The sequence below is a fragment of the Rhodobacteraceae bacterium D3-12 genome (assembly GCA_025916135.1).
GTDB lineage: Bacteria > Pseudomonadota > Alphaproteobacteria > Rhodobacterales > Rhodobacteraceae > JAKGBX01.
Map to the genome: position 1 here is coordinate 1950018 of CP104793.1, position 20374 is coordinate 1970391.

Genomic DNA, 20374 nt, shown 5'->3' on the forward strand with positions numbered 1-20374 from the left:
AGGACAGGTCGACAGATGGTGATGCTGTTCCGATGGATGATGCGGATTGTTGTGCTGGCGCTGGTGCTGGTGGGGCTGTTTCTGGGCGGGGTTTACTATCTCGCGTCGCGCTCGCTTCCTGATTACGACAAGAGCTTGCAGGTCGACGGAATCGGTGCGCCGGTCGAGATTGTACGCGACCACGCCAATGTGCCGCATATTTTTGGCGCAAGCGATGCGGACGTATTCTTCGGGTTGGGCTATGCCCATGCGCAGGACCGGCTTTGGCAGATGATGGTGATGCGGCGCACGGCGCAGGGGCGCTTGTCCGAGGTGTTCGGCCCTGCCACGGTCGAGATCGACACGCTGATGCGGCGGCTGGATATCTACAAGCTTGCCGAAGCATCGGTGCCGGTTCAGGACGCCGAGGCGTTGTCGGCGCTTGAGGCTTATGCAAAAGGCGTGAACGCGCGATTGGAAGAGATCAACCGCGACGCATTGGGCCGGGGCGCGCCGGAGATGTTTTTGTTCAACGCGCCGGTGGCCCCGTGGAGGCCGACGGATTCGATTGTGATCGGCAAACTCATGGCGACCCAGATGATGGGCCATTTGCAGCGCGAAGTGATGCGCGCGCGGGTGTCGGTTGCGCTGAAGGCGCCCGAGCGTTTGCGCGATATTCTGCCCGATGCACCGGGGGCGGGTCTTGCCGCTTTGCCAAGCTATGCCAGTTTGATGCCCGAGTTGACGCCGGAACGCGCGCTGGCCGCATCCAAGGGCCCTGCCCGGCCGCGCCATCCGTTGTCACCATTTCGAGCGCCGGGGTTTGGCTCGGCCTCGAACGCTGGGCGGCGGCGCCTGAACGCTCGGCCTCGGGCGGGACGTTGCTGGCGAGCGATCCGCATCTGGGCTATTCCGCGCCTGCGATCTGGTATCTGGCGCGGATCGAGTTGCAGAGCGGCGGGGTGATTGGCGGCACCATTCCGGGGCTGCCTGCGGTTCTGACCGGGCGCAGCAAGGCGTTGGGCTGGGGGCTGACAGCCTCTTACCTTGACGATCTCGATGTCTATGTCGAGGCCTTGAACCCTGATAACCCCGAGGAATACCGCACCCCCGATGGTTTCAAACGGTTCGAGACCCGCAAGAGCATTGTTGAAATCAAGGACCAACCGCCCGTCACCCTGACCCTGCGCTGGACCGATAATGGCCCTGTGCTGCCGGGGCGGTTTGAGAACCTGGCCAAGATCACCCCGGCTGGGCATGTGGCGTCGATAAACTGGACCGCGCTTTCCGCGCAGGACAGGTCGTATACGGCGGCGTTCAACCTGATGCAGGCCGATACGATCAATCGCGCGATTGCCGCAGCGGAGAGTTTTGTGGCGCCGTCGCAGAACCTGATCGTGGCGGACCGGATCAACGTTGCGATGAAGACGATCGGGGCTATGCCGCGCCGCGATGCGGGTCATCAGAGCGAAGGGCGCATGCCGACACGCGGCTGGGTCGCGGAAAACCGCTGGCAAGGCGTGACGCCCTATGCCGCGCTGCCAGAGTTTGTGGAACCGGCTGGCGGGATCGTCGGCAACACCAATAACAAGACAGTAAGTCGCCCCTTTCCGCTGCATGTGTCGCATGTCTGGGGCGACACCCAGAGGGTGCAACGCTGGAACGCGTTGATGCAGCGTCGCCGGGTGCATACGCGCGATAGTTTCATTGATGCTCAGCTTGATATCGTTAGCCATTCAGCGCGGGTTTTGCTGTCGCTTGTTGGCAAGGATTTGTGGTTCACCGGCGAGGCCGCGCCCGAAGGCTCGCCCGAACGGTTGCGCCAACGCGCGCTGGAATTGCTGGTGAACTGGAACGGCGAAATGTATGAGCATCTGCCCGAACCTCTGATCTATGCCGCGTGGATGCGCAGTTTGCAGGCGCGCTTGATCCGTGACGAGCTTGGGCCGTTGACCGAAGAGTTCACCCATATCGATCCGCTGTTCATCGAACGGGTGTTTCGCGACATCGACGGGGCGGCGGCATGGTGCGATGTGGAGCAGTCAAGCCAGGTGGAAACCTGCGCCGAGATCGCGCAAGTCGCGCTGGATGATGCGTTGATCTGGCTGGGAGAGCGCTATGGCACTGCGCTTGAAAGCTTACAATGGGGCGATGCACATCAGGCGGCGCATGATCATGCGGCGTTGGGAGAGGCACCGCTGTTGCGCTATTTCGTGAATATCCGGCAATCGACCAGCGGCGGCGATTTCACGCTTAACCGTGGACGCTCGATCGGAACCGGGCTTGATCCGTTTCGCAATGTACATGGCGCAGGCTATCGCGGGGTGTATGATTTCGCTGATCCCGACAGTTCGGTCTTTGTGATCTCGACCGGGCAATCGGGGCATTTCCTGAGCCGTCACTACGATGATATGGCGACGCTGTGGCGTCGGGGGGAATATGTGCCGATGTCGCTGGATGCCGGGCTGGCGCGGGCGGCGGCGGTGGGCGTGACGGTGTTGATGCCAGTGCGATGAGCCACGCGCGGTGGCGTTTTCTTTTGAAGAAAACGGTCAAAAATCCTTCGAGGATTTTTGGGTGGCCGGGTGAGGATTGTGCGACCTGCGCGTTTTCCTTGAAGGAAAACGAACCGAATTCTTCGCAAGAATTCGCTCTTTTACACCTTCGAGAAGCGGCGTTCTTGGGCTTCTGTCCAGCGCACGGTGAGCGTAAAGCCGTCTTCGGTCTGCTCCTCGCTTTCAACCACGCCTTCTTCGTGCAGCCAAGCGCGTTTGCGCCCATCTGCAAACGACAGGTTCAACTCGCTTTCAAAGCGCAGCCCCGTGAGGTTGGCCGCGATCTCTGTCAGGAAGGCTTCCATCCCTTGCCCCGTGATGGCCGAGAGCGGGATGATTGCCGCGTCGCGCGCGGCGGCGTTAAGGGTGGCTTCGCGTTGGTCCTCGCTCAGCAGGTCGATTTTGTTCCAGACCTCAAGCTGTGGGGTCTCGTTCCCAACACCGAGCGAGGTCATGATTGCGGCGACATCTTCGGATTGTTCTTCGCTTTCGGGGTGGGCGATGTCGCGCACATGCACGATTAGATCAGCGGCAAGCACCTCCTCCAGAGTGGCGCGAAAGGCGGCGACAAGTTCTGTCGGCAGGTCAGAGATAAAGCCCACCGTGTCCGACAGGATAACCTCGGGCCCGCCATCAGGCAGTTCAACCCGCCGCATCGTCGGGTCAAGCGTGGCAAACAGCATGTCCTTGGCCATCACCTTGGCCCCGGTCAGGCGGTTGAACAGCGTCGATTTTCCGGCATTGGTATAGCCCACCAGCGCGACAATCGGATAGGGCACCTTGGCGCGGGCTTTGCGATGCAACTCGCGGGTTTTCACCACCTTGGCAAGCTGGCGGCGCAAGCGCACCAACTGTTCATCAATCGCGCGGCGGTCGGCCTCGATCTGGGTTTCACCCGGTCCGCCGACAAAGCCAAGGCCGCCGCGTTGGCGCTCTAGGTGGGTCCAGGCGCGCACAAGGCGGGTTCGTTGATACGACAGCGCCGCCATTTCGACCTGAAGCACACCTTCGCGGGTGCGGGCGCGATCCGAGAAGATTTCGAGGATCAGCCCGGTGCGGTCGAGCAGTTTGACGCCCCAAGCTTTTTCAAGGTTGCGCTGTTGCACCGGAGAGACCGGGCCGTCGATCAGCACCAGTTCGACCTCTTCCGCCTTGAAGCGAGCCTTGAGTTCGTCAATCTTGCCGGTGCCGAACAGCAGGCCGGGATGCGCCTTGGGCAGGCGCACCACATCGGCGCCCATGACCTCAAGCCACTGGCAGAGCTTCGGCGAGGGCCACGGCCTCTTCCAGCGCGCGCACCGCATCGCGGTCACGGTCGGCGTTACGAATATCGGGGTGGAGCACCCATGTGCGGGTATCGCGGGCCTCGGTATCGAAGCCCTGCGCGTCTTTGTCTGCTCCGCTTTGGGATGTGCCCATCAGGCGGCGTCTTCACCGTCATACAGGTTGATCGGCTGCGACGGCATAATGGTGGAGATCGCGTGTTTATAGACCAATTGCGATTGGCCATCGCGGCGCAGCAGGACGCAGAAATTGTCAAACCACGTGATCACGCCCTGAAGCTTGACGCCATTGATCAGGAAGATTGTCACCGGGACCTTGGTCTTCCGCACATGATTTAGAAACGCGTCTTGCAGGTTTTGTTTGTCGGAAGCCATCAGATTTAGCCTTTATTTTTATACAATTGTTCTTGCGCAGCGCCGCGGATCGGCACCTGTCCCGTGGGGGCGAGTATGTCTTGCACCTGTGCGGGCGTCCAGAGCAAAAATTCGTATGTGTAACAGACGGCTTTGAGGCGCTTTGTGCGGAGGTTCAATCGCGCCAGAGCGCCGGGTTGGCCAGCGCGATGATTGCCAGCATTTCGAGCCGTCCAAGCACCATCGCGCCGCAGAGGATCAGCTTGGCCGAGGCGCTCAGCTCGACCAGCGTGACGGGGTTTTCGGCGGCTGTGGTGATCAATGGCCCGGTGGTGGACAAGGCCGCGACCGCCAGCACGATGGCGTTTTCAAAATCGGTGCCCGTGGCGGTGAACAACGCGGTGATCAGTGCCAGTGTCAGGGCGAAGAGCATGAAGAACACCCAGGCCACAAACGCCCCGTTGCGCCGGATGCGCCGCCCCTGCCCGCCCGCACGCCAGACCGAATTGGGATGCACAAGGCGGTCCATCTCGCGCAGGCCATTGAGGTAGAGCGCATAGACGCGTAAGAGCTTGACCCCGCCCGCCGTGGTCGCCACGCCGCCGCCGATCATCGACAGGCCCAGCAGGATCATACCCGGCGAGCCCAGCCCCGACCAATCTCGCGCATCGCTCCAACCGGCGCTTTCAAAGCCGGTGGTCGACAGGAAACTGGCCACGGTAAAGATGCTCCCCCAGAGGGCGCGTCCGGCCGCGACAAAATTCTCGACCTCATCCACATCAAAAGCCGCGAGCCAGTGGCGCAGGAACAGGATGAGCGGCACACCGGCGATAAACAACAGGCCAATGCGAAACTCTGGATCGCTCAGCAGGCTGGGACGCGCCGAGGTCAGCGTATCCGACGAAAACGTCAGGCGGGACAGCGCAAAGAACAGAAACAGGAAGATCAGCAGTTCGCCCACCATGCCGGACTGGGTGTTGGACACGCCGCCGACCGCGCTGATCCCGCTGGTGGCGAGCGTCGACATGGCGTGAACCAGCCCCGAAAGCGGGCTGTCCCCGGCGATGACGAGGCAGAACCACAGCACCGCTGTCAGCGAGACATAGATCGGCGTCAAAAGCCGGAGCGAGCGTTGCAAGCGGCGGTTGGCGTCGGCCTGTTCAAACCGGTCCACCGGCGTATCGCTTTGCGCCATTTCGGCAGAGGCGGTGACTTCGAAGCCACCAAGGTTGAGCGGCGCAAGGATTGCCGCCGCCGCCACCCACATCAAAAGCCCGCCAATCCAGCCGACCAGCGCACGATAGAGGTGCATGGTCGGCGACAGGCGCTCGGCCGGGAACAGGCTGGCGCCGGTGGTGGTGAAAGACGAGACCATCTCGACATAGGCGTTGAGAAAACTGGTGGTTTGCAGCCCGTCGTGAAATGGCACCGCCAGAAATAGCGGCAGAATGGTGAAGGCGGCAAACATCGCCGCCAGATCGGTCATGCCACCGCGCAGCTGTCGCGGGCGGCTCGACAGGGTGATCAAGACCAAGATCACCGCGAATAACCCAAGCGTGCCGGAATAAAAGAACGCCCGCGCCTCATCAAAGTTTTCGAGCGACAGCGCGTGGAGCGCCGGGATATACATCAACAGCGCCATAATCCCGGCCATGGCCAGAAACATCGGGATATGATTGACGCGGATCATCGGTGCTAGATCACTCGCAGCTTGGCGGCGCGCGCAGGGCTGATTGCGGGGCGCCGTTTAGAAGAAATCAATCGAGACCTGCAACAGGCGTTCCACCTCGGGCACATCGGCGGCCAGCGCGAACAGCGCGATCACGTCGCCTTCCTCGATGCGCAATGTGCCGGTGGGTTTGTGCAGTTTGTCGCCCTTGAGCACCGCCCCGACAAGCACGCCTTCTGGGAAGTCGATGTCGCGGATCAATTCGCCCGACACCGGCGAGGTCGAGAGCACCTCGGCTTCGATGATTTCGGCCTCGGCATCGCCAAGAGAATAGACGCCCTTGACACGGCCATGACGGATGTGGCGCAGGATCGAGCTTACCGTTGTGGCACGCGGGTTGATATAGGCGTCGATCCCCATCGGCGCCATCAGGGGCACATAGGTCGGATCATTGATCAGCGCGATGGCCATCGGGCAGCCCGCCTGTTTGGCGCGCACGGCGGCCAGAAGGTTGGTCTTGTCGTCATCGGTCACACAAAGCACCGCATCGGCGCGATCAATCGAGGCTTCGGCCAGCAGCGCGGCATCCAACCCGTCGCCATTCAGCACAATCGTGCGTTCCAGCGCATCGGCGGCAACCTCGGCAATGGCGCGGCTTTTCTCGATCATCTTGGCACGGATGCGGGTTTCGCTGGCTTCCAGCGCCTCGGCCACAGCGAGGCCGACATTGCCGCCGCCGATGATGACCACGCGTTCCTGAACCTTGTGGGTTTTACCGAACACTTCGAGCGTGCGCGGCACGTCTTCGGTGGCGACACAGATATAGCAATCGTCGCCGGGCAAAATCTGATCTCCCGCTTCGGGCGCAAACAGTTTGCCGCCACGGCGCAGGCCGACAACGATCACCTTGAGCGTCGAAAACAGGTCGGTCAGCTGGCGCAGCGGCGTGTTGAGAACCGGGCAATCCTCGTCAATCGTGATGCCCATAAGCTGTAGGCGTCCACCGAGAAAGGTTTCGGTGTCAAAGGCTGCGGGTGCCTTGAGGCGGCGCAGCGCGGCTTCGGCCACCTCGCGTTCGGGCGAGATCACCACGTCGATCGGCATGTGGTCCTGCCGGTAAAGATCGGAGTAGATCGCCGTGAGATAGCTTTGTGCGCGCAATCGCGCGATCTTGCGTTTGATGGAAAAGGCCGAATGCGCCACCTGACAGGTGACCATATTGACCTCGTCCGAGTGGGTGGCGGCGATGATCATATCGGCGTCGCGCGCCCCTGCCCGCTCAAGAATGTCGGGATAGGAGGCAAAGCCGGCCACGCCTTGCACGTCGAGCGTATCGGTGGCACGGCGCACCAGTTCGGCGTTGTTGTCCACCACCGTTACATCGTTCTTTTCACCGGAAAGATGCCGCGCGATCTGCCAACCGACTTGGCCTGCGCCGCAGATAATGACCTTCATGCTGTCGTTATCCCTTGTTGTCAGAGGTTTGAATGGCAGATGGGTGCGTTCGGGTCAATTGCTTTGTCAGTCGCGCGCTGACGCAGTATGATCGGTGAAAATGCGATGGCAAGGCGGAGAATGTGCAATGAAAACAATAGGCTTTCTGGCGCTGCTTCTGGCGGTAGGCTGTGCGCCGATGGGGGTGTATTACAAACCCGGGGCAGCGGTTGCGGCCTCTCAGCGTGCAGAAATCAATTGCAAAGTCGCCGCCGAACGGAAGGTGCCGGTGCGCAATGTCACGCGGGTGATCCCCGGTCCCATCACTCCGCCCCGCAAGATTTGCAACAGCGAGGGCCGCTGCCGGATCAAACCGGGGCGCGAGCTTCCGCCGCGTATCGTGACCGAAGACGCCAACGAAGGCTTGCGGCGCGACGTGGTGATGCAATGTATGGCCGACAAGGGCTATCGCTTTGTGCGTATACCGCAGTGTTCGCAAGGGATCTCGCAGAGCGTAACACCGCAGCAGACCACGGTTTACCCGCGCCTTGGAGAGACCTCTTGCGTGGTGCGTGGGAGCGGCGTTTGGCAGATTGTTACACCGGGGTGACTTGACGGGGGCGACCTGAGGCGACGGCCTGAGGGCGCGACCTGAGAACAGCCGGCCCCGCGGGCGCCCCGGATTTGATCCGGGGTTACGTGGCGGTGGTCAAGTCCGAAACGGGGTTAACCCTCCTCGGACTCTTCCGTGGCCGCTTCGTCCACTGTGGCGACACGCGCGCCGGATTTATTGGTGGTCACCACACCTAACGACTTGAGCTTGCGGTGCAGGGCCGAACGCTCCATCCCGACAAATTGCGCGGTGCGCGAAATATTGCCGCCAAACCGGTTGATCTGCGTCAGCAGGTATTCGCGCTCAAACGCTTCGCGCGCTTCGCGCAGCGGCAAGGTGGCCAGCACACCGGACAGAACCACGCGACCGTCCTCTTGGGCGGGTTCGTCCTCGGACGGCAGTTCGCGCGCTTCGATCTCGCCCGAGCTGTCGCCAAGGATCAAAAGCCGCTCGATCACATTGCGCAGCTGGCGCACGTTGCCGGGCCAGGTCATGGTCTGCATCAGCGTGATCGCCTCTTCGGACATCTGGCGCAGCGGCAGGCCTTGGGTCTGATTGAAATCGGCGATGAAATGTTCCGCCAGAAGCGGAATATCCTCGCGCCGCTCCTCCAGCGATGGCACCTCAATCGGCACCACATTGAGCCGGTGGTACAGTTCCTCGCGGAAGCGGTCGGCGGCGATTTCGGCTTGTAGGTCGCGCGAGGTCGAAGAGATCACCCGCAGATCGACGCGCACCTTGTCAGCGCCACCCACCCGCAGGAATTGCTGATCGACCAGCACCCGCAGGATCTTGGATTGCGTGCCGGGTGGCATATCGGCCACCTCGTCAAAATAGATCACCCCGCCGTTGGCTTCTTCAAGCAGGCCGGGTTCAATGCCGCGTTCGGCGCTTTCGCGGCCAAAAAGCACCTCTTCCATGCGGTCAGGTTCGATCGAGGCACAGCCGACCACAACAAAAGGCGCGGATTTGCGGTTGGACTGGGCATGAATATAGCGCGCGGCGATTTCCTTGCCCACGCCGGACGGCCCGGAAAGCATCACGCGGCCATTGCTTTTGGTGACCTTGTCAAGCTGTCCCACAAGCGTGCGATAGGCGGCGGAATTGCCGATCATCTCGGCGTTTGTGGTGTCTTTTCGCTTGAGCTGTGAATTCTCGCGGCGCAGGCGCGAGGTTTCCATGGCACGGCGGATCACCACAAGCAATTGGTCGATGTTGAAAGGCTTCTCGATGAAATCATACGCCCCCTGTTTGATCGCCGCGACCGCGATTTCGATATTGCCGTGGCCGGAAATAATGACCACCGGCACATCCGGGTTGTCGCGTTTGACCGCCTTGAGGATGTCGATCCCGTCCATCCGGCTGTCCTTGAGCCAGATATCAAGGATCAACAAAGCCGGTTGCTCGGCGTTGATCTCGCTCATCGCGTCATCGGAGTTGCCCGCAAGCCGCGTGGTATACCCTTCGTCTTCGAGAATATCCGAGATCAACTCGCGGATGTCGCGCTCATCATCGACGATCAGAATGTCACTCATGCAATTGCCCTCATACCGCTACCTGTTCACTTCTATACATTGTTGTCTTGCGCCGGAGAGACCGGCAACCGGATGACCGCCATGGCCCCGGCATGTGCGCCCGCCGCAAACGGCGGCGCGTCTTCGAGGATCAGGCTGCCGCCATGCTCTTCGATGATCTTTTTGACGATCGGCAGCCCAAGGCCGGTGCCCTTGTGACGGGTGGTGACATAGGGCTCGAACAGCTTGGCGCGATCTTCGGGAAGGCCGATGCCATTGTCGGCGATGGTGATGACCGCGACGCCGTCGTCTTGGCTGGTGGTGATGCGGATCTCGGGGCGATAACCACTGGCGTCATGGGTGTCGCGGTAGGTTTCCGTCGCCTCGCCTGCGTTTTTGATCAGGTTGGTCAGGGCCTGACTGATCATGGTGCTGTCAAACTCGCCCTCAAGCATGTCATCGCAAAGATCGGCGTTGATTGTCACGTCGGGCTGACCGGATTGCTGCAACACAACCGCGTCATTAACGAGGGTTGTGAGGCTCTCGTGGCGGCGGTCTGGCTCGGGCATGCGGGCGAATTTCGAGAATTCATCGACGATCCGGCGCAGATCGCCGGTCTGGCGGACGATCACATCCGTCAACTCGCCAAGCTTGCCCGCCTGTTCCTCGGCCAGCTCGCGCGAGAATTTGCGTTTGATGCGTTCGGCAGAGAGCTGGATCGGGGTCAGCGGGTTCTTGATCTCATGCGCGATCCGGCGGGCCACATCGCCCCATGCCGCCATCCGCTGAGCGCTCACCAGATCGGTGACATCATCAAACGCCAGCACATAGCCTTCGAGCGTTCCATCCTCGCCTTGACGTGTGGACATCCGCACCAGCAGGTTCTCAAGCCGTCCGGCGCGCGAGACCTTGATCTCTTCCTGCACCACGTTGCCGGAGCCATTGCGCAGCGTTTCAAAGAGCGGCCCGAATTCGGGCACCGCCACGCTCAGCGCGAGGTTGGAGTGATCGCCGTGCCAGTCAAGCAGCCGCTCGGCAGAGCGGTTGACGAAGGTGATACGCCCGTCGGAATCCACGCCCACAACGCCCGAGGTGACCGAGCTGAGCACGCTGTCAAACAGGCGGCGGCGGCGTTCGATCTGTTCGGTGTTGGAAAGAAGCGTGTCGCGCTGGCCCTTAAGCTGTCGGGTCATCTGGTTAAAATACCGCCCGAGCATGGCGATTTCGTCGTCGCCCTCTTCTTCGATCACCTGCACGTTGAGATCGCCTGCCCCGACCTGTTGCGCCGCGCCGGCAAGCCGTCCAACCGGGCGCGCCAGCCGTTCGGCAAACCATAGGCCCAGCCAGATCGCCGCAAGGATCAGGATCACCGCGAAGCCGATGTAAAGCAGCCCGAATTCAAACAGCACCCTGCCCCGCTCGGCTTCGAGCTGGTTATACAGGCGCACGGTGGCTTGGGTGTCATCAAGCAGGCTCAGGATTTTGCCATCGACCACCCGCGAGACATAGACAAGCCGGTTGGGAAACCGCGCCAGCGGAACAATCGCGCGGAATTCATTGTTGTCCCAATCCTGAATGACGGCGATGCCCTTTTCGCGGGCCTCGGCGATTTTGGCCGCGCTTGGGCGTTCGAATTCAAACAGATAGGAGCGTTCGCCGCGCGCCCGCAGGCCGCCGGTGCCGTCAATCACATAGGCTTCGCGCATGGCGGGTTGGAAACGACGCTGTCCAAGCGTCAGCACTTCGCGGATTTCCGGGTCTTGCATCAGCGGCGTGGCAGAGCGAGCAAGGTCGATCATCCGCGCAATCGACCGCGAGCTGTCATCCAGCGCGCTGCGGTGTTCCGCCTCATAGGCCTGTGCGGCGGCGAAGGACGAGCCGACAACCGAGCGGACCCGCTCGGAAAACCAGCCCTCAAGCCCGATATTCACCGTGAGAACCGCAAAAATCGCCACCGTGATCGTCGGGATCAGCGCCATGATGGCGAACACACCGGTCAGCCGCAGGTGAAGGCGCGATCCGGCAGATTGCGCCCGCCGGTCGGCGGCCATCCGCGCGATGCGCTGCAACACCAGCGCCGCGACGACCAGCACATAGACCAGATCGGCCAGCATGACAAAGCGCAGCCCGTTCGACGAGGCGCCCTGTTGCAAGGGACCAAGCACGAGATAGGTTGCCGCCACCAGAAACGGCGCCAGCATGACAAGGCCAAGCGTCGCGACGTTCTGTGCACGGCGTTGCCTGCGCAACCGCACCAGCCTGTCCCACGACAACCTTCGTGTGAGTTTTCGTGTCGGGGAAGCCACCCGTCACCCTCTCGATATAGTGCTGCACGATGCAGCGAACCGCCATATGTCGTGACCCTTTAACGCCATGCGGCGAATGGGTCACTGTTATGTTGCGGTTTTACATCAATTTGCGGCGGCGTGTCACGCGAATATCCAGATCGGTGATTTTCTTACGCAGGGTATTACGGTTAATGCCCAGAAGGTCGGCGCATTTGGCCTGATTTCCGGCCGTCGCATCCAGAGCGATTTCGATCAAAGGCATCTCAACCTCGCGCAGGATTCTGCGCATAAAGACCGGGCGGCGGCAGCATATTGCCGTGCAGGTCAAAATAGCGCCGCAGGTGACGCGCGACCGAGGCGCTCAGCTTGTCGCCGTCAGAAATGCCAAGGGCGGGTTCATTGCCGGGCTGATTGCCCAGCACGGTTTCAACCTCGGCGCGGGTGATTTCATCCGCGCGGGCAGTGAGACAGAGGCGGCGCACAGCGTTTTCAAGTTGGCGCACGTTGCCGGGCCAGCTGTATTTGCGCATCAGCTCCATCGCCTCTTCCGAGAAAAAGCGCTGTGGGGCGCCGGTTTGTTCGGCGCTGGCAAGGAAATGCGCGGCGAGCAGTGGAATGTCATCAACCCGCTCGCGCAGGGCCGGAACGGCAAGCGCGGCGCCATCAAGGCGGTAATAGAGGTCTTGGCGGAGCCTTCCGTCTTCCATGGCTTGGGATAGATCGCCCTGACTTGTCGCCATGAAGCGCGGGACATGGTCGCCGGGGGTGTCGATCATCCGCACGATGCGCGCTTGAAGATCGGAGTCTATGTCGCTGATTTCATCGAATAAAACCGTTCCGCCCTTGGCCCTCGCCAAGATCCGCGCCGGCCCTTCGAGATCACGCAGATCGCCCGCGGTGACAGTGACAAACGGCAAGGTGCGGCGGTCTGAGAAATCATGGATCGCCCGCGCGATGAGCGATTTTCCCGTGCCGCTTTCCCCCGAGATCAGAACCGCCATATCGGTGTTCATCACCCGCGCCACAAGGCGATAGAGCGCCTGCATCGCCGGGGTGCGCCCGACCAAGGGCAGCTCTTCTGGGCGGTCATCGCTTTCTTCGGGGCGTGCGCCGGGTGCGCGGCGGTTGTTTTCAAGAGCGCGCGCCGTGCGTTTCATCAGGTCAGGCAGGTCAAACGGCTTGGGCAGATAGTCATAAGCCTCGGCCTCGGCAGCTTGAATGGCGGTCATGATGGTGTTTTGCGCCGAGATCACGATCACCGGCAGACCGGGGCGGTCTTCGGCAATCTTGGGCAGCATTTCAAGGCCGTTCCCATCGGGCATCATGACATCGGAGATGACCACATCGCCCTTGCCCTCGCCCACCCAACGCATCAGCGTGGTCAGCGATGAGGTGGCATGCACCTTGCACCCTGCGCGGGTGAGCGCCTGGGTCAAAACTGTGCGGATCGTGCGATCATCATCAGCGACTAATACGGTGCCATCCATGGGTTACTCCTTTGGATTTTCAGCGTTTTTGGGGGCCAGCGGCAGGGAAATGCGAAACACGGTGCTTCCCGGCACCGATTTCACAGAAATCCAGCCGCCGTGGTCAGATATGATCTTGGCTGTCAGGGCGAGGCCCAGTCCGGTGCCGTTCTCGCGCCCCGATACGAAGGGGTCGAACACATCGCCGGCAATGTCGGGCGGCAGGCCGGGACCATCGTCGATGATCTCGATCTGAAGTGGCAGGCTTTGACCCGTGCCGTCCGACCGGCGCAGGCGGAACGAATGTTCATAATAGGTGTGCAGACGGATGGTGCCGCCCTGTTCGCCCGCCGCCTCCGAAGCGTTTTTGATCAGGTTTTGCATCACTTGCAAAAGCTGATCGGCATCGCCCCAGGCCAGCGGCAGCGAGGGGTCATAGTCTTCGTTGATCTTCATATGCGCGCCAAAGCCCAGCAAGGCCGAGCGGCGGGCGCGATCAAGCACGTCATGCACGTTGACGGGGCGAAAATCTGGCGTGGTCAGATTGCCGAACTGTTCAACCTGCTCAAGAAGTTTGACGATGCGGCGTGTCTCATTGACGATTAAGTCAGTCAACTCAAGGTCTTCTGGCGACAAGCTCATGCTGATAAGCTGGGCCGCGCCGGTGATCCCGGCGAGCGGGTTCTTGATCTCATGCGCCAACATTTCGGCCATGCCGATCGCGGATTTTGCAGCGGATTTCACCGATTGTGATTGCGTCATCCGCCCGGCAAGCTCGCGTGGGGAGATCAGGAACAACATCATTCCGGGCTGTCCCTGCACCGGGGCGATTTGCAGGTTGCAATGCAGCGGCGCGCGCGCACCCGTCCCAACATCAACGTCATTAACAAAGAGCGGTGTGGTGTTGGCGCGGGCGCGGGCAAAGGCCTCTTCCAGCGGGGCGTCGATGGTCAGGCGGTCAAACACCGGCTGCCCGTGCACCGATTTGGCCGACGACAGCAAGAAGCCTTCGGCGGCGGGGTTGATGTCGATGATCATGTCTTCGGCATCGACAAGGATGGCCGGGACGGGCAACGCGGCCCAGATGTCAGGCTCGTCGCTCATGCGGCCTCCATTCCATGAGTGCCAAAGGTGCGGCGGATCAGGCGCAGCACGTCGGCGGGGTCTTTTGAGGTGAGCAAAGGGCGCCGCAGCGTTGGGTCACTGCCTGCTTCGTCCATATACCACCCCAGATGTTTGCGCGCGACACGGTTGCCCAGCGTTGCGCCATAAAAGCTGAGCATTGCCTCGTAATGCTCTGAAATCATGTCGATAAGATCATTTTCTTTCGGAACAACGGGGGCTGCGCTGCCGTGGTTTTCATTGGCCACCTGTGCCAGCAGCCAAGGACGCCCCTGTGCGCCGCGCCCGATCATAACGCCATCAGCGCCAGAGGCGGCCATCGCCGCGCGGGCATCACCGGGAGAGCATATGTCGCCATTGGCCAACACCGGGATTGTCACCGCATCCTTGACGGCGCGGATCGCGGCCCAATCGGCGCGGCCCTTGTAAAACTGACAGCGGGTGCGGCCATGGATGACAAGGCGCTTGACCCCTGCCCCTTCGGCGCGGCGTGCGATGTCGGGTGCGTTGAGCGTGGTGTCATCCCAGCCCAAACGGCATTTCAATGTCACGGGCACTTCGACTGCGCCGACCACCGCCTCGATCAGGCGCAGCGCATGGTCGGGCGCGCGCATCAAGGCCGAGCCGGACATGCCGCCGGTGACCTTTTTGGCCGGGCAGCCCATGTTGATGTCGATCACCCGCGCGCCCATGTCCTGAACCAAACGGGCGGCGTCGGCCATCGCAGTGGCTTCGCGACCGGCAATTTGAACGGCAGTGTTTTCGACCCGCGCGCCAAGCTCGGCTTTTTCGCGCGTGCCGGGGCGTTCGGTCAGAAACTCTCCGCTGGCGATCATCTCGGACACGACAAGGCCCGCGCCAAAGCGGCTAACCAATTGGCGAAACGGCAAATCGGTGATCCCGGCCATCGGGGCCAGTGCAACGGGGGGGTCAGTGTGAGGTTATTCGGGGAATCGCCCAAAACGCTTAATCCTTGTGCATAAATTCGGAGCTAAGAGGTTACTTGGCAAACATCAATGAAACATAGGCCATTTTTTCGCACTGCGGCAGGCTGTTGCTTAAAAAATGTGCAATCGTATCCGGGAATTCCCGGATTGCCGATTTACGGCCAAGCCCCTATTGAAGGAAGCGATGAGCAAGACAGCAGCTATAATTGTTGCCGCAGGCCGCGGAACGCGTGCCGGTGGCGCAGTGCCGAAACAATGGCGCGATCTGGCGGGAAAGCCGGTGATCTGGCGCACGGTATCTGCGTTTGCGACGCATCCGCGCATCGACCGGATCGTCTTGGTGCTGCATGGCGATGACATTGCTGATGGGCGCTGGCAAGGGTTTGACGGACAGCAGGTTAAGATCGTGGCGGGCCGCGCGACGCGGGCTGGTTCGGTTCTGGCCGGGCTTGAGGCGGTTGAAGGGCTGGCCGAGCATGTTCTGATCCATGATGCGGCGCGCCCTTGCGTGTCGGGCACGATCATTGATGCGGTGCTGGATGCGCTGGCTGATGGTCCTGCTGCTGCCCCGGCGCTTGCCGTGGTTGATGCGCTATGGACCGGTGACGCAGGCCGGGTCAGCGGCGTGCAGCCACGCGACGGGCTTTACCGGGCGCAGACGCCGCAGGGGTTTCATACCGCTGCTATTCTGGCCGCCCATCGCGCCGCACCAGAGAGCAGCGCCGCCGATGATGTGGCGCTGGCGCGTGCGGCGGGGCTTGAGGTTGCAATCGTTCAAGGGCATGAGGATAACCTCAAGATCACCCATGCGGCGGATTTTGAACGCGCCGAACGGATCGTGAGAGGGCAAATGGATATACGGCTTGGCAACGGCTTTGATGTGCACCGCTTTGGGGCGGGCGATCAGGTCTGGCTTTGTGGTGTTTCGGTGCCGCATGAGCGCGGGCTTCAGGGGCATTCGGACGCCGATGTCGGGATGCATGCGGTGACGGATGCGATTTACGGCGCATTGGCGCAGGGCGACATTGGCCGCCATTTCCCGCCGAGCGACCCGCAATGGAAAGGCGCAGAGAGCCATATCTTTCTGGCCCATGCCGCCGGGTTGGCGGCCGAAATGGGGTTCAGCATCGGCAATGTCGATTGCACGCTGATCTGCGAGCGCCCGAAAATCGGCCCCCATGCCGAAGCGATGCAGGCCCGCATGGCCGACATTCTGCGCATCGCGCCTGAGCGCGTGTCGATCAAAGCCACCACCTCTGAGCGGTTGGGCTTTACCGGACGCGAAGAAGGCATCGCCGCATTGGCCACAGCAACATTGGTGAAAACATGAGCCGTCTGATCGCTACGTTCTTCTATGTCGGGTATATGCGCCCGTTTTCCGGCACATGGGGCAGCGCCGCCGCCCTGCCCGTTGCTTGGGCGCTTTATGTGCTGGGCGGGTGGCTTCTGGTGGCCGTGCTGGTGCCGGTAGTGTTTGCGCTTGGCTGGTGGGCCACCGCCGAAGAAACCCGCGGCAAGGAAGATCACGACCCCTCCGAAGTGGTGATTGACGAGGTCGCAGGCCAGTGGATCGCCCTGTTGCCCGTTCTGATCGGGGCGAGCCATTCTGGCGCCGATGTGCTTGCGCTTTGGCCCGGTTGGCTGGTGGCGTTCTTTGCCTTCCGCTTCTTTGACATCCTCAAGCCTGGCCCGATCGGCTGGGCCGACAGACAGCACGGACCGTTGGGTGTGATGCTTGACGACGTGTTCGCGGGGATCGCGGCGGCGCTCACCGTGGGCTTGGCGGCTTACATCAGCCACGGGGTTTTGGGGGCATGAGCGCCGAACGCCTGCTTGTTGCGGCCCGCGAGGCTGGCCTGCGCATCGCCACCGCAGAAAGCTGCACCGGCGGGATGGTTGCCGCGGCGCTGACCGATATTGCCGGATCATCGGATGTGTTCGAGCGCGGCTTTGTCACCTATTCCAACGCTGCCAAGGAAGAGATGCTTGGCGTGGCGCGCGACACGCTCGACCGGTTCGGCGCGGTCAGCGAAGAGGTCGCCCGCGAGATGGCCGATGGCGCGTTGCGCCAGTCGCACGCAAGCCTCGCCGTGTCTGTGACCGGGATTGCCGGGCCCGGTGGCTCGGACTTCAAACCCGAGGGGCGGGTCTGCTTTGGGCTGGCCCGCGAGGGGCGTGTCACCGAGACCGAAACACAAGAATTCGGCCCGCGTGGCCGTGACTGGGTGCGCGCAGCGGCAAGAGATCACGCACTATTCCTGCTTCTGACTGCCGCATCCTGATGTCGTCTAATATTGCGCCATCGGCGCGATATTTAGCCCAAAAATCTCGCAATGCAGGAATTGCGTGGTTTTTAACCTATCCACGCGCCTATCGCCTCTTTTTTCCGCGCCCGCTTTCAGCTTGAACCGCCCAAACTTTAACCGGGGATTGGGGAGGAAAGACAAATGGTGGGAGCAGATACCGCATGGATCATCGTCGCAACGGCGTTGGTTTTGTTCATGTCGCTGCCGGGGTTGGCGCTGTTTTATGGCGGGCTGGTGCGGGCGCGCAACGTGCTGAGCGTGTTCATGCATGTCTATGCGATTGCGTGTTTGATGAGCATTCTGTGGCTGGCCTTTGGCTATTCCATCGCGTTTGGCGATGGCGGCGCCTATTGGGGTGGACTGGGCAAGATGTTCCTTGGCGGGATCACGGCGGATACGCCCAAAGACAACCTGCCCGAAGTGCTGTTCTTTGCCTTCCAGATGACCTTTGCCATCATCACCCCCGCGCTGATCGTCGGAGCCTATGTCGAGCGGATCGGTTTTGGCTTTGTGCTGTTGTTTTCGGCGCTGTGGATGTTGCTTTGCTATGCGCCCGTGACCCATTGGATCTGGGGCGGCGGGTTCCTGTCGGATGGCGGAATTTTCGGTGAGGTCGGTGTCAAGGATTTCGCTGGTGGCATCGTGGTGCATGAAACCGCCGGGCTGGCCGCGTTGGTGATTGCATGGTTCCTTGGGCCGCGTCGCCACCGAACAACGCCGCCGCATTCGCCCGGCTTGGTGATGATCGGCGCGGGCATGCTCTGGGTCGGGTGGTTCGGCTTTAACGGCGGCTCACAGTTGGCAGCAGATGGCGGCGCAGCGATGGCGATCACCGTCACGCATATTTCCGCGGCTGCAGCCTCGCTCACTTGGGCGCTGTGGGAAAAGATCAAATATGGTACGGCCTCGCTTGTCGGACTTGTTACGGGTACGATTGCGGGGCTTGCCTCGATCACGCCCGCGTCGGGGTTTGTTGGCCCGGTAGAGGCGTTGATCATCGGTGCGGTGGCCGGGGTGATGTGTCAGGAGGCGGTGAACCTTATCCGCGACAAGATCGGCATCGACGACACGCTTGATGTCTTTGCCGTGCATGGTGTGGGCGGAATTTTCGGCACTGTCATGATTGCGGCCTTCGGGGCCGGATCTTGGGCCGCACAGCTCGGCGGGCTGGCGATTGTCGGGGTGTTCACGCTGGCGGTGACGGTTGTGTTGGTCAAGCTGGTGGCGCTGGTGACACCTTTGCGCGTCGATCAGGAAACCGAAGTCAACGGGCTTGATCTTACAGTGCACGGCGAGCGGGCTTATGACATCTCGTCCTGAGCAAGTTTAACCGCATCGCCGTTCGAGAAAACGGGCCCTGCGGGGCCTGTTTTTACGTTTGCAGGAATGCGGCGATGTCTCCCGGCGCGCCCTGCTCTCCGATCAGCGCCTGCGCGCGCTCAAAGCCATGCGACCCCAGCAGCGCACTCGCCTTGGCCGCAATTTTCGCCCGGCGCTGGTCCAGCGGCAGAACCGCATCAAGATCGTGAAACACTTCAAGCGTTTGACCGTCGCTAAGCGTCACCTCAAGGCGTACCTGCATCTCGCTCAGCCCGTCGTCGCCGCGCACCTGAACCTTGTCACGCAGGCGTCGCACCTCAGGATCGGCGCAAAGCGCATCGCTAAAGCTATCAAGCCGCGCGGTGTCATGCCCGAGAAAGGCCATCGCCAGCACGGTTGAATAGGAAAATTTCGCGCCTAACCCGCTGTCCGGCGCAGGCTGATTGCACACGCTCAGCCAGCGTGGATGGGTTGCCACAGAAATGCTGGTGATCTCTGTGGGGATGGGCGAAATCTCTGCAGCGGCCTCAAGCACGGCATGAAGGCCGTGACAGCAGGCATGGAATTTGTGGCTGATGCTGTCAAAAAGCCACTCCTCGCCCAACCCGTCCAGAGCAGACAGGTCGTTGATCCCATGATGCGTCGCGCCAAACCCCTGCGGCCCGTCCAACGCATTAAGGCGCGCGGCCATGCCCAGCCGTGCCAGGGTCGCGGCCTCAACCCCGTTCGCCGCCGCCATGCCCGCATTGAACGGCTTGCCCATCGTGCCGAACTGCGCCTTTAGCCCCGACGCCCGCGTCGCCACCAGCCCAAGCGCGTGCTGCATTTCGTCGCGGCCTAGCGCCATCAGACGCCCGGCCGCAACACAGGCCCCCACCGCCCCGGCGGTGGCGGTCTGATGAAACCCCACCTGGTAGTGATCGCGCCCCAGCCAAATACCAAAACGGATCGACGCTTCCATTCCGATCAAAGCCGCCTCCTGAAACGCGGCACCGCTTGCCCCGACATGCTCGGCCACCGCCAAAGCAGCAGGGATAACACCCACTGACGGATGACCAATATGGGCAAAATGCGTGTCGTCATAATCAAGCGCATGCGAAATCGTGCCATTGACCAAGGCCGCCATCCGCGCCGGAGCCCTCCCGCCCCCGATCAAAGCCGCTTGCGCCGCACCGCCCTCCTCCCGAGCCAGCGCGCGCACAACTTGGGCCACCGGCTCCGCTTGTCCGGCGACGCCTACGGCTAGCCAGTCAACCAATGACAATCCAGCCACCGCCCGCGTCTCCACATTCGCCCGACACTCTGTCAGGGCAAACGCCGCCAAACTTTCAGATACCTGCATTTTCCTCTCCCTTCTCCGCCCCGCAAACCTATCATGCCGATGGAGCTTGCAAACCGCCCGCCCCTTCATCTGACTGGAAATATCCCGGGGGTGTGGGGGCTGGCCCCCACTCTATCCTGCGTGTGGGGGCTGGCCCCCACTCTAACCTGCGTGTGGGGGCTGGCCCCCACTTAAACCTGTGT

The 20374-nt window shown here is 61.7% G+C and carries 13 protein-coding genes and 3 pseudogenes; 6 read left to right on the forward strand and 10 right to left on the reverse strand.

The genetic code is table 11. From position 1 onward, the window contains the following. Positions 1-15: 15 nt before the first annotated feature. Positions 16-2495 (forward strand): annotated as a pseudogene (locus N4R57_09625) (penicillin acylase family protein). A gap of 140 nt (positions 2496-2635) precedes the next feature. On the opposite strand, the pseudogene hflX reads toward N4R57_09625, so the two are convergent. From hflX to trkA, 4 genes and pseudogenes are all read right to left on the reverse strand, one after another. Then, positions 2636-3953: pseudogene (gene hflX / locus N4R57_09630) on the reverse strand (GTPase HflX). Beyond that, complete coding sequence (gene hfq, locus N4R57_09635; GenBank protein ID UYV39235.1) at positions 3953-4192, reverse strand: RNA chaperone Hfq; 240 nt, start codon at positions 4190-4192, stop codon at positions 3953-3955. The pseudogene hflX and the gene hfq overlap by 1 nt, the downstream one beginning before the upstream one ends. Before the next feature lie 154 nt (positions 4193-4346). After that, positions 4347-5861, reverse strand: a complete 1515-nt coding sequence (locus N4R57_09640) for a TrkH family potassium uptake protein (protein ID UYV39236.1) — start codon at positions 5859-5861, stop codon at positions 4347-4349. A gap of 57 nt (positions 5862-5918) precedes the next feature. Next, positions 5919-7295 (reverse strand): Trk system potassium transporter TrkA, encoded by a 1377-nt coding sequence (gene trkA / locus N4R57_09645; protein ID UYV39237.1) that lies wholly within the window; start codon positions 7293-7295, stop codon positions 5919-5921. A 127-nt stretch (positions 7296-7422) separates the two neighbouring features. On the opposite strand from trkA, the gene N4R57_09650 reads away from it, so the two are divergent. After that, the gene (locus N4R57_09650) at positions 7423-7884 is read left to right on the forward strand and encodes a hypothetical protein (protein UYV39238.1); all 462 of its coding nucleotides are present in this window, start codon (positions 7423-7425) and stop codon (positions 7882-7884) included. 116 nt (positions 7885-8000) lie between these two features. Here N4R57_09650 and N4R57_09655 read toward each other — a convergent pair whose 3' ends face one another. The 5 genes and pseudogenes from N4R57_09655 to dusB form a co-directional block, all read right to left on the reverse strand. After that, a complete protein-coding gene (locus N4R57_09655) occupies positions 8001-9422 on the reverse strand; it encodes a sigma-54 dependent transcriptional regulator (GenBank protein UYV39239.1) in 1422 nt (473 codons plus the stop codon). 32 nt (positions 9423-9454) lie between these two features. Beyond that, entirely contained in the window at positions 9455-11602 is a 2148-nt protein-coding gene (locus tag N4R57_09660; protein ID UYV39547.1) for a PAS domain-containing sensor histidine kinase, read from the reverse strand. A gap of 205 nt (positions 11603-11807) precedes the next feature. Next, positions 11808-13176 (reverse strand): annotated as a pseudogene (locus tag N4R57_09665) (sigma-54 dependent transcriptional regulator). A 3-nt stretch (positions 13177-13179) separates the two neighbouring features. Then, positions 13180-14259, reverse strand: a complete 1080-nt coding sequence (locus tag N4R57_09670; protein ID UYV39240.1) for an ATP-binding protein — start codon at positions 14257-14259, stop codon at positions 13180-13182. Continuing rightward, positions 14256-15185, reverse strand: coding sequence for a tRNA dihydrouridine synthase DusB (gene dusB, locus N4R57_09675; GenBank protein ID UYV39241.1), 930 nt, complete (start codon positions 15183-15185; stop codon positions 14256-14258). The genes N4R57_09670 and dusB overlap by 4 nt, the downstream gene beginning before the upstream one ends. A gap of 223 nt (positions 15186-15408) precedes the next feature. On the opposite strand from dusB, the gene N4R57_09680 reads away from it, so the two are divergent. The 4 genes from N4R57_09680 to N4R57_09695 all read left to right on the forward strand — a co-directional run bounded on the left by N4R57_09680 (position 15409) and on the right by N4R57_09695 (position 18850). Further along, positions 15409-16554: a bifunctional 2-C-methyl-D-erythritol 4-phosphate cytidylyltransferase/2-C-methyl-D-erythritol 2,4-cyclodiphosphate synthase gene (locus tag N4R57_09680; GenBank protein ID UYV39242.1), complete on the forward strand. Its 1146-nt coding sequence runs from the start codon at positions 15409-15411 to the stop codon at positions 16552-16554. Further along, positions 16551-17042, forward strand: coding sequence for a phosphatidylglycerophosphatase A (locus N4R57_09685; protein UYV39243.1), 492 nt, complete (start codon positions 16551-16553; stop codon positions 17040-17042). Before N4R57_09680 ends, N4R57_09685 begins: the two co-directional genes overlap by 4 nt. Beyond that, a complete protein-coding gene (locus N4R57_09690; protein UYV39244.1) occupies positions 17039-17506 on the forward strand; it encodes a CinA family protein in 468 nt (155 codons plus the stop codon). The genes N4R57_09685 and N4R57_09690 overlap by 4 nt, the downstream gene beginning before the upstream one ends. Before the next feature lie 165 nt (positions 17507-17671). Further along, on the forward strand, positions 17672-18850 hold the full coding sequence (locus N4R57_09695) for an ammonium transporter (GenBank protein UYV39245.1): 1179 nt from the start codon (positions 17672-17674) through the stop codon (positions 18848-18850). Between the two features lie 52 nt (positions 18851-18902). Here N4R57_09695 and N4R57_09700 read toward each other — a convergent pair whose 3' ends face one another. Beyond that, positions 18903-20192, reverse strand: coding sequence for an MmgE/PrpD family protein (locus N4R57_09700; GenBank protein ID UYV39246.1), 1290 nt, complete (start codon positions 20190-20192; stop codon positions 18903-18905). Positions 20193-20374 lie beyond the last annotated feature (182 nt).

Excerpts from the sequence above, each read along its gene's own strand:
- hfq (UYV39235.1), bottom strand. The coding sequence starts at position 4,192 with ATGGCTTCCGACAAACAAAACCTGCAAGACGCGTTTCTAAATCATGTG.
- N4R57_09640 (UYV39236.1), bottom strand. The coding sequence starts at position 5,861 with ATGATCCGCGTCAATCATATCCCGATGTTTCTGGCCATGGCCGGGATT.
- trkA (UYV39237.1), bottom strand. The coding sequence starts at position 7,295 with ATGAAGGTCATTATCTGCGGCGCAGGCCAAGTCGGTTGGCAGATCGCG.
- N4R57_09650 (UYV39238.1), top strand. The coding sequence starts at position 7,423 with ATGAAAACAATAGGCTTTCTGGCGCTGCTTCTGGCGGTAGGCTGTGCG.
- N4R57_09655 (UYV39239.1), bottom strand. The coding sequence starts at position 9,422 with ATGAGTGACATTCTGATCGTCGATGATGAGCGCGACATCCGCGAGTTG.
- N4R57_09660 (UYV39547.1), bottom strand. The coding sequence starts at position 11,602 with ATGCTGGCGCCGTTTCTGGTGGCGGCAACCTATCTCGTGCTTGGTCCC.
- N4R57_09670 (UYV39240.1), bottom strand. The coding sequence starts at position 14,259 with ATGAGCGACGAGCCTGACATCTGGGCCGCGTTGCCCGTCCCGGCCATC.
- dusB (UYV39241.1), bottom strand. The coding sequence starts at position 15,185 with ATGGCCGGGATCACCGATTTGCCGTTTCGCCAATTGGTTAGCCGCTTT.
- N4R57_09680 (UYV39242.1), top strand. The coding sequence starts at position 15,409 with ATGAGCAAGACAGCAGCTATAATTGTTGCCGCAGGCCGCGGAACGCGT.
- N4R57_09685 (UYV39243.1), top strand. The coding sequence starts at position 16,551 with ATGAGCCGTCTGATCGCTACGTTCTTCTATGTCGGGTATATGCGCCCG.
- N4R57_09690 (UYV39244.1), top strand. The coding sequence starts at position 17,039 with ATGAGCGCCGAACGCCTGCTTGTTGCGGCCCGCGAGGCTGGCCTGCGC.
- N4R57_09695 (UYV39245.1), top strand. The coding sequence starts at position 17,672 with ATGGTGGGAGCAGATACCGCATGGATCATCGTCGCAACGGCGTTGGTT.
- N4R57_09700 (UYV39246.1), bottom strand. The coding sequence starts at position 20,192 with ATGCAGGTATCTGAAAGTTTGGCGGCGTTTGCCCTGACAGAGTGTCGG.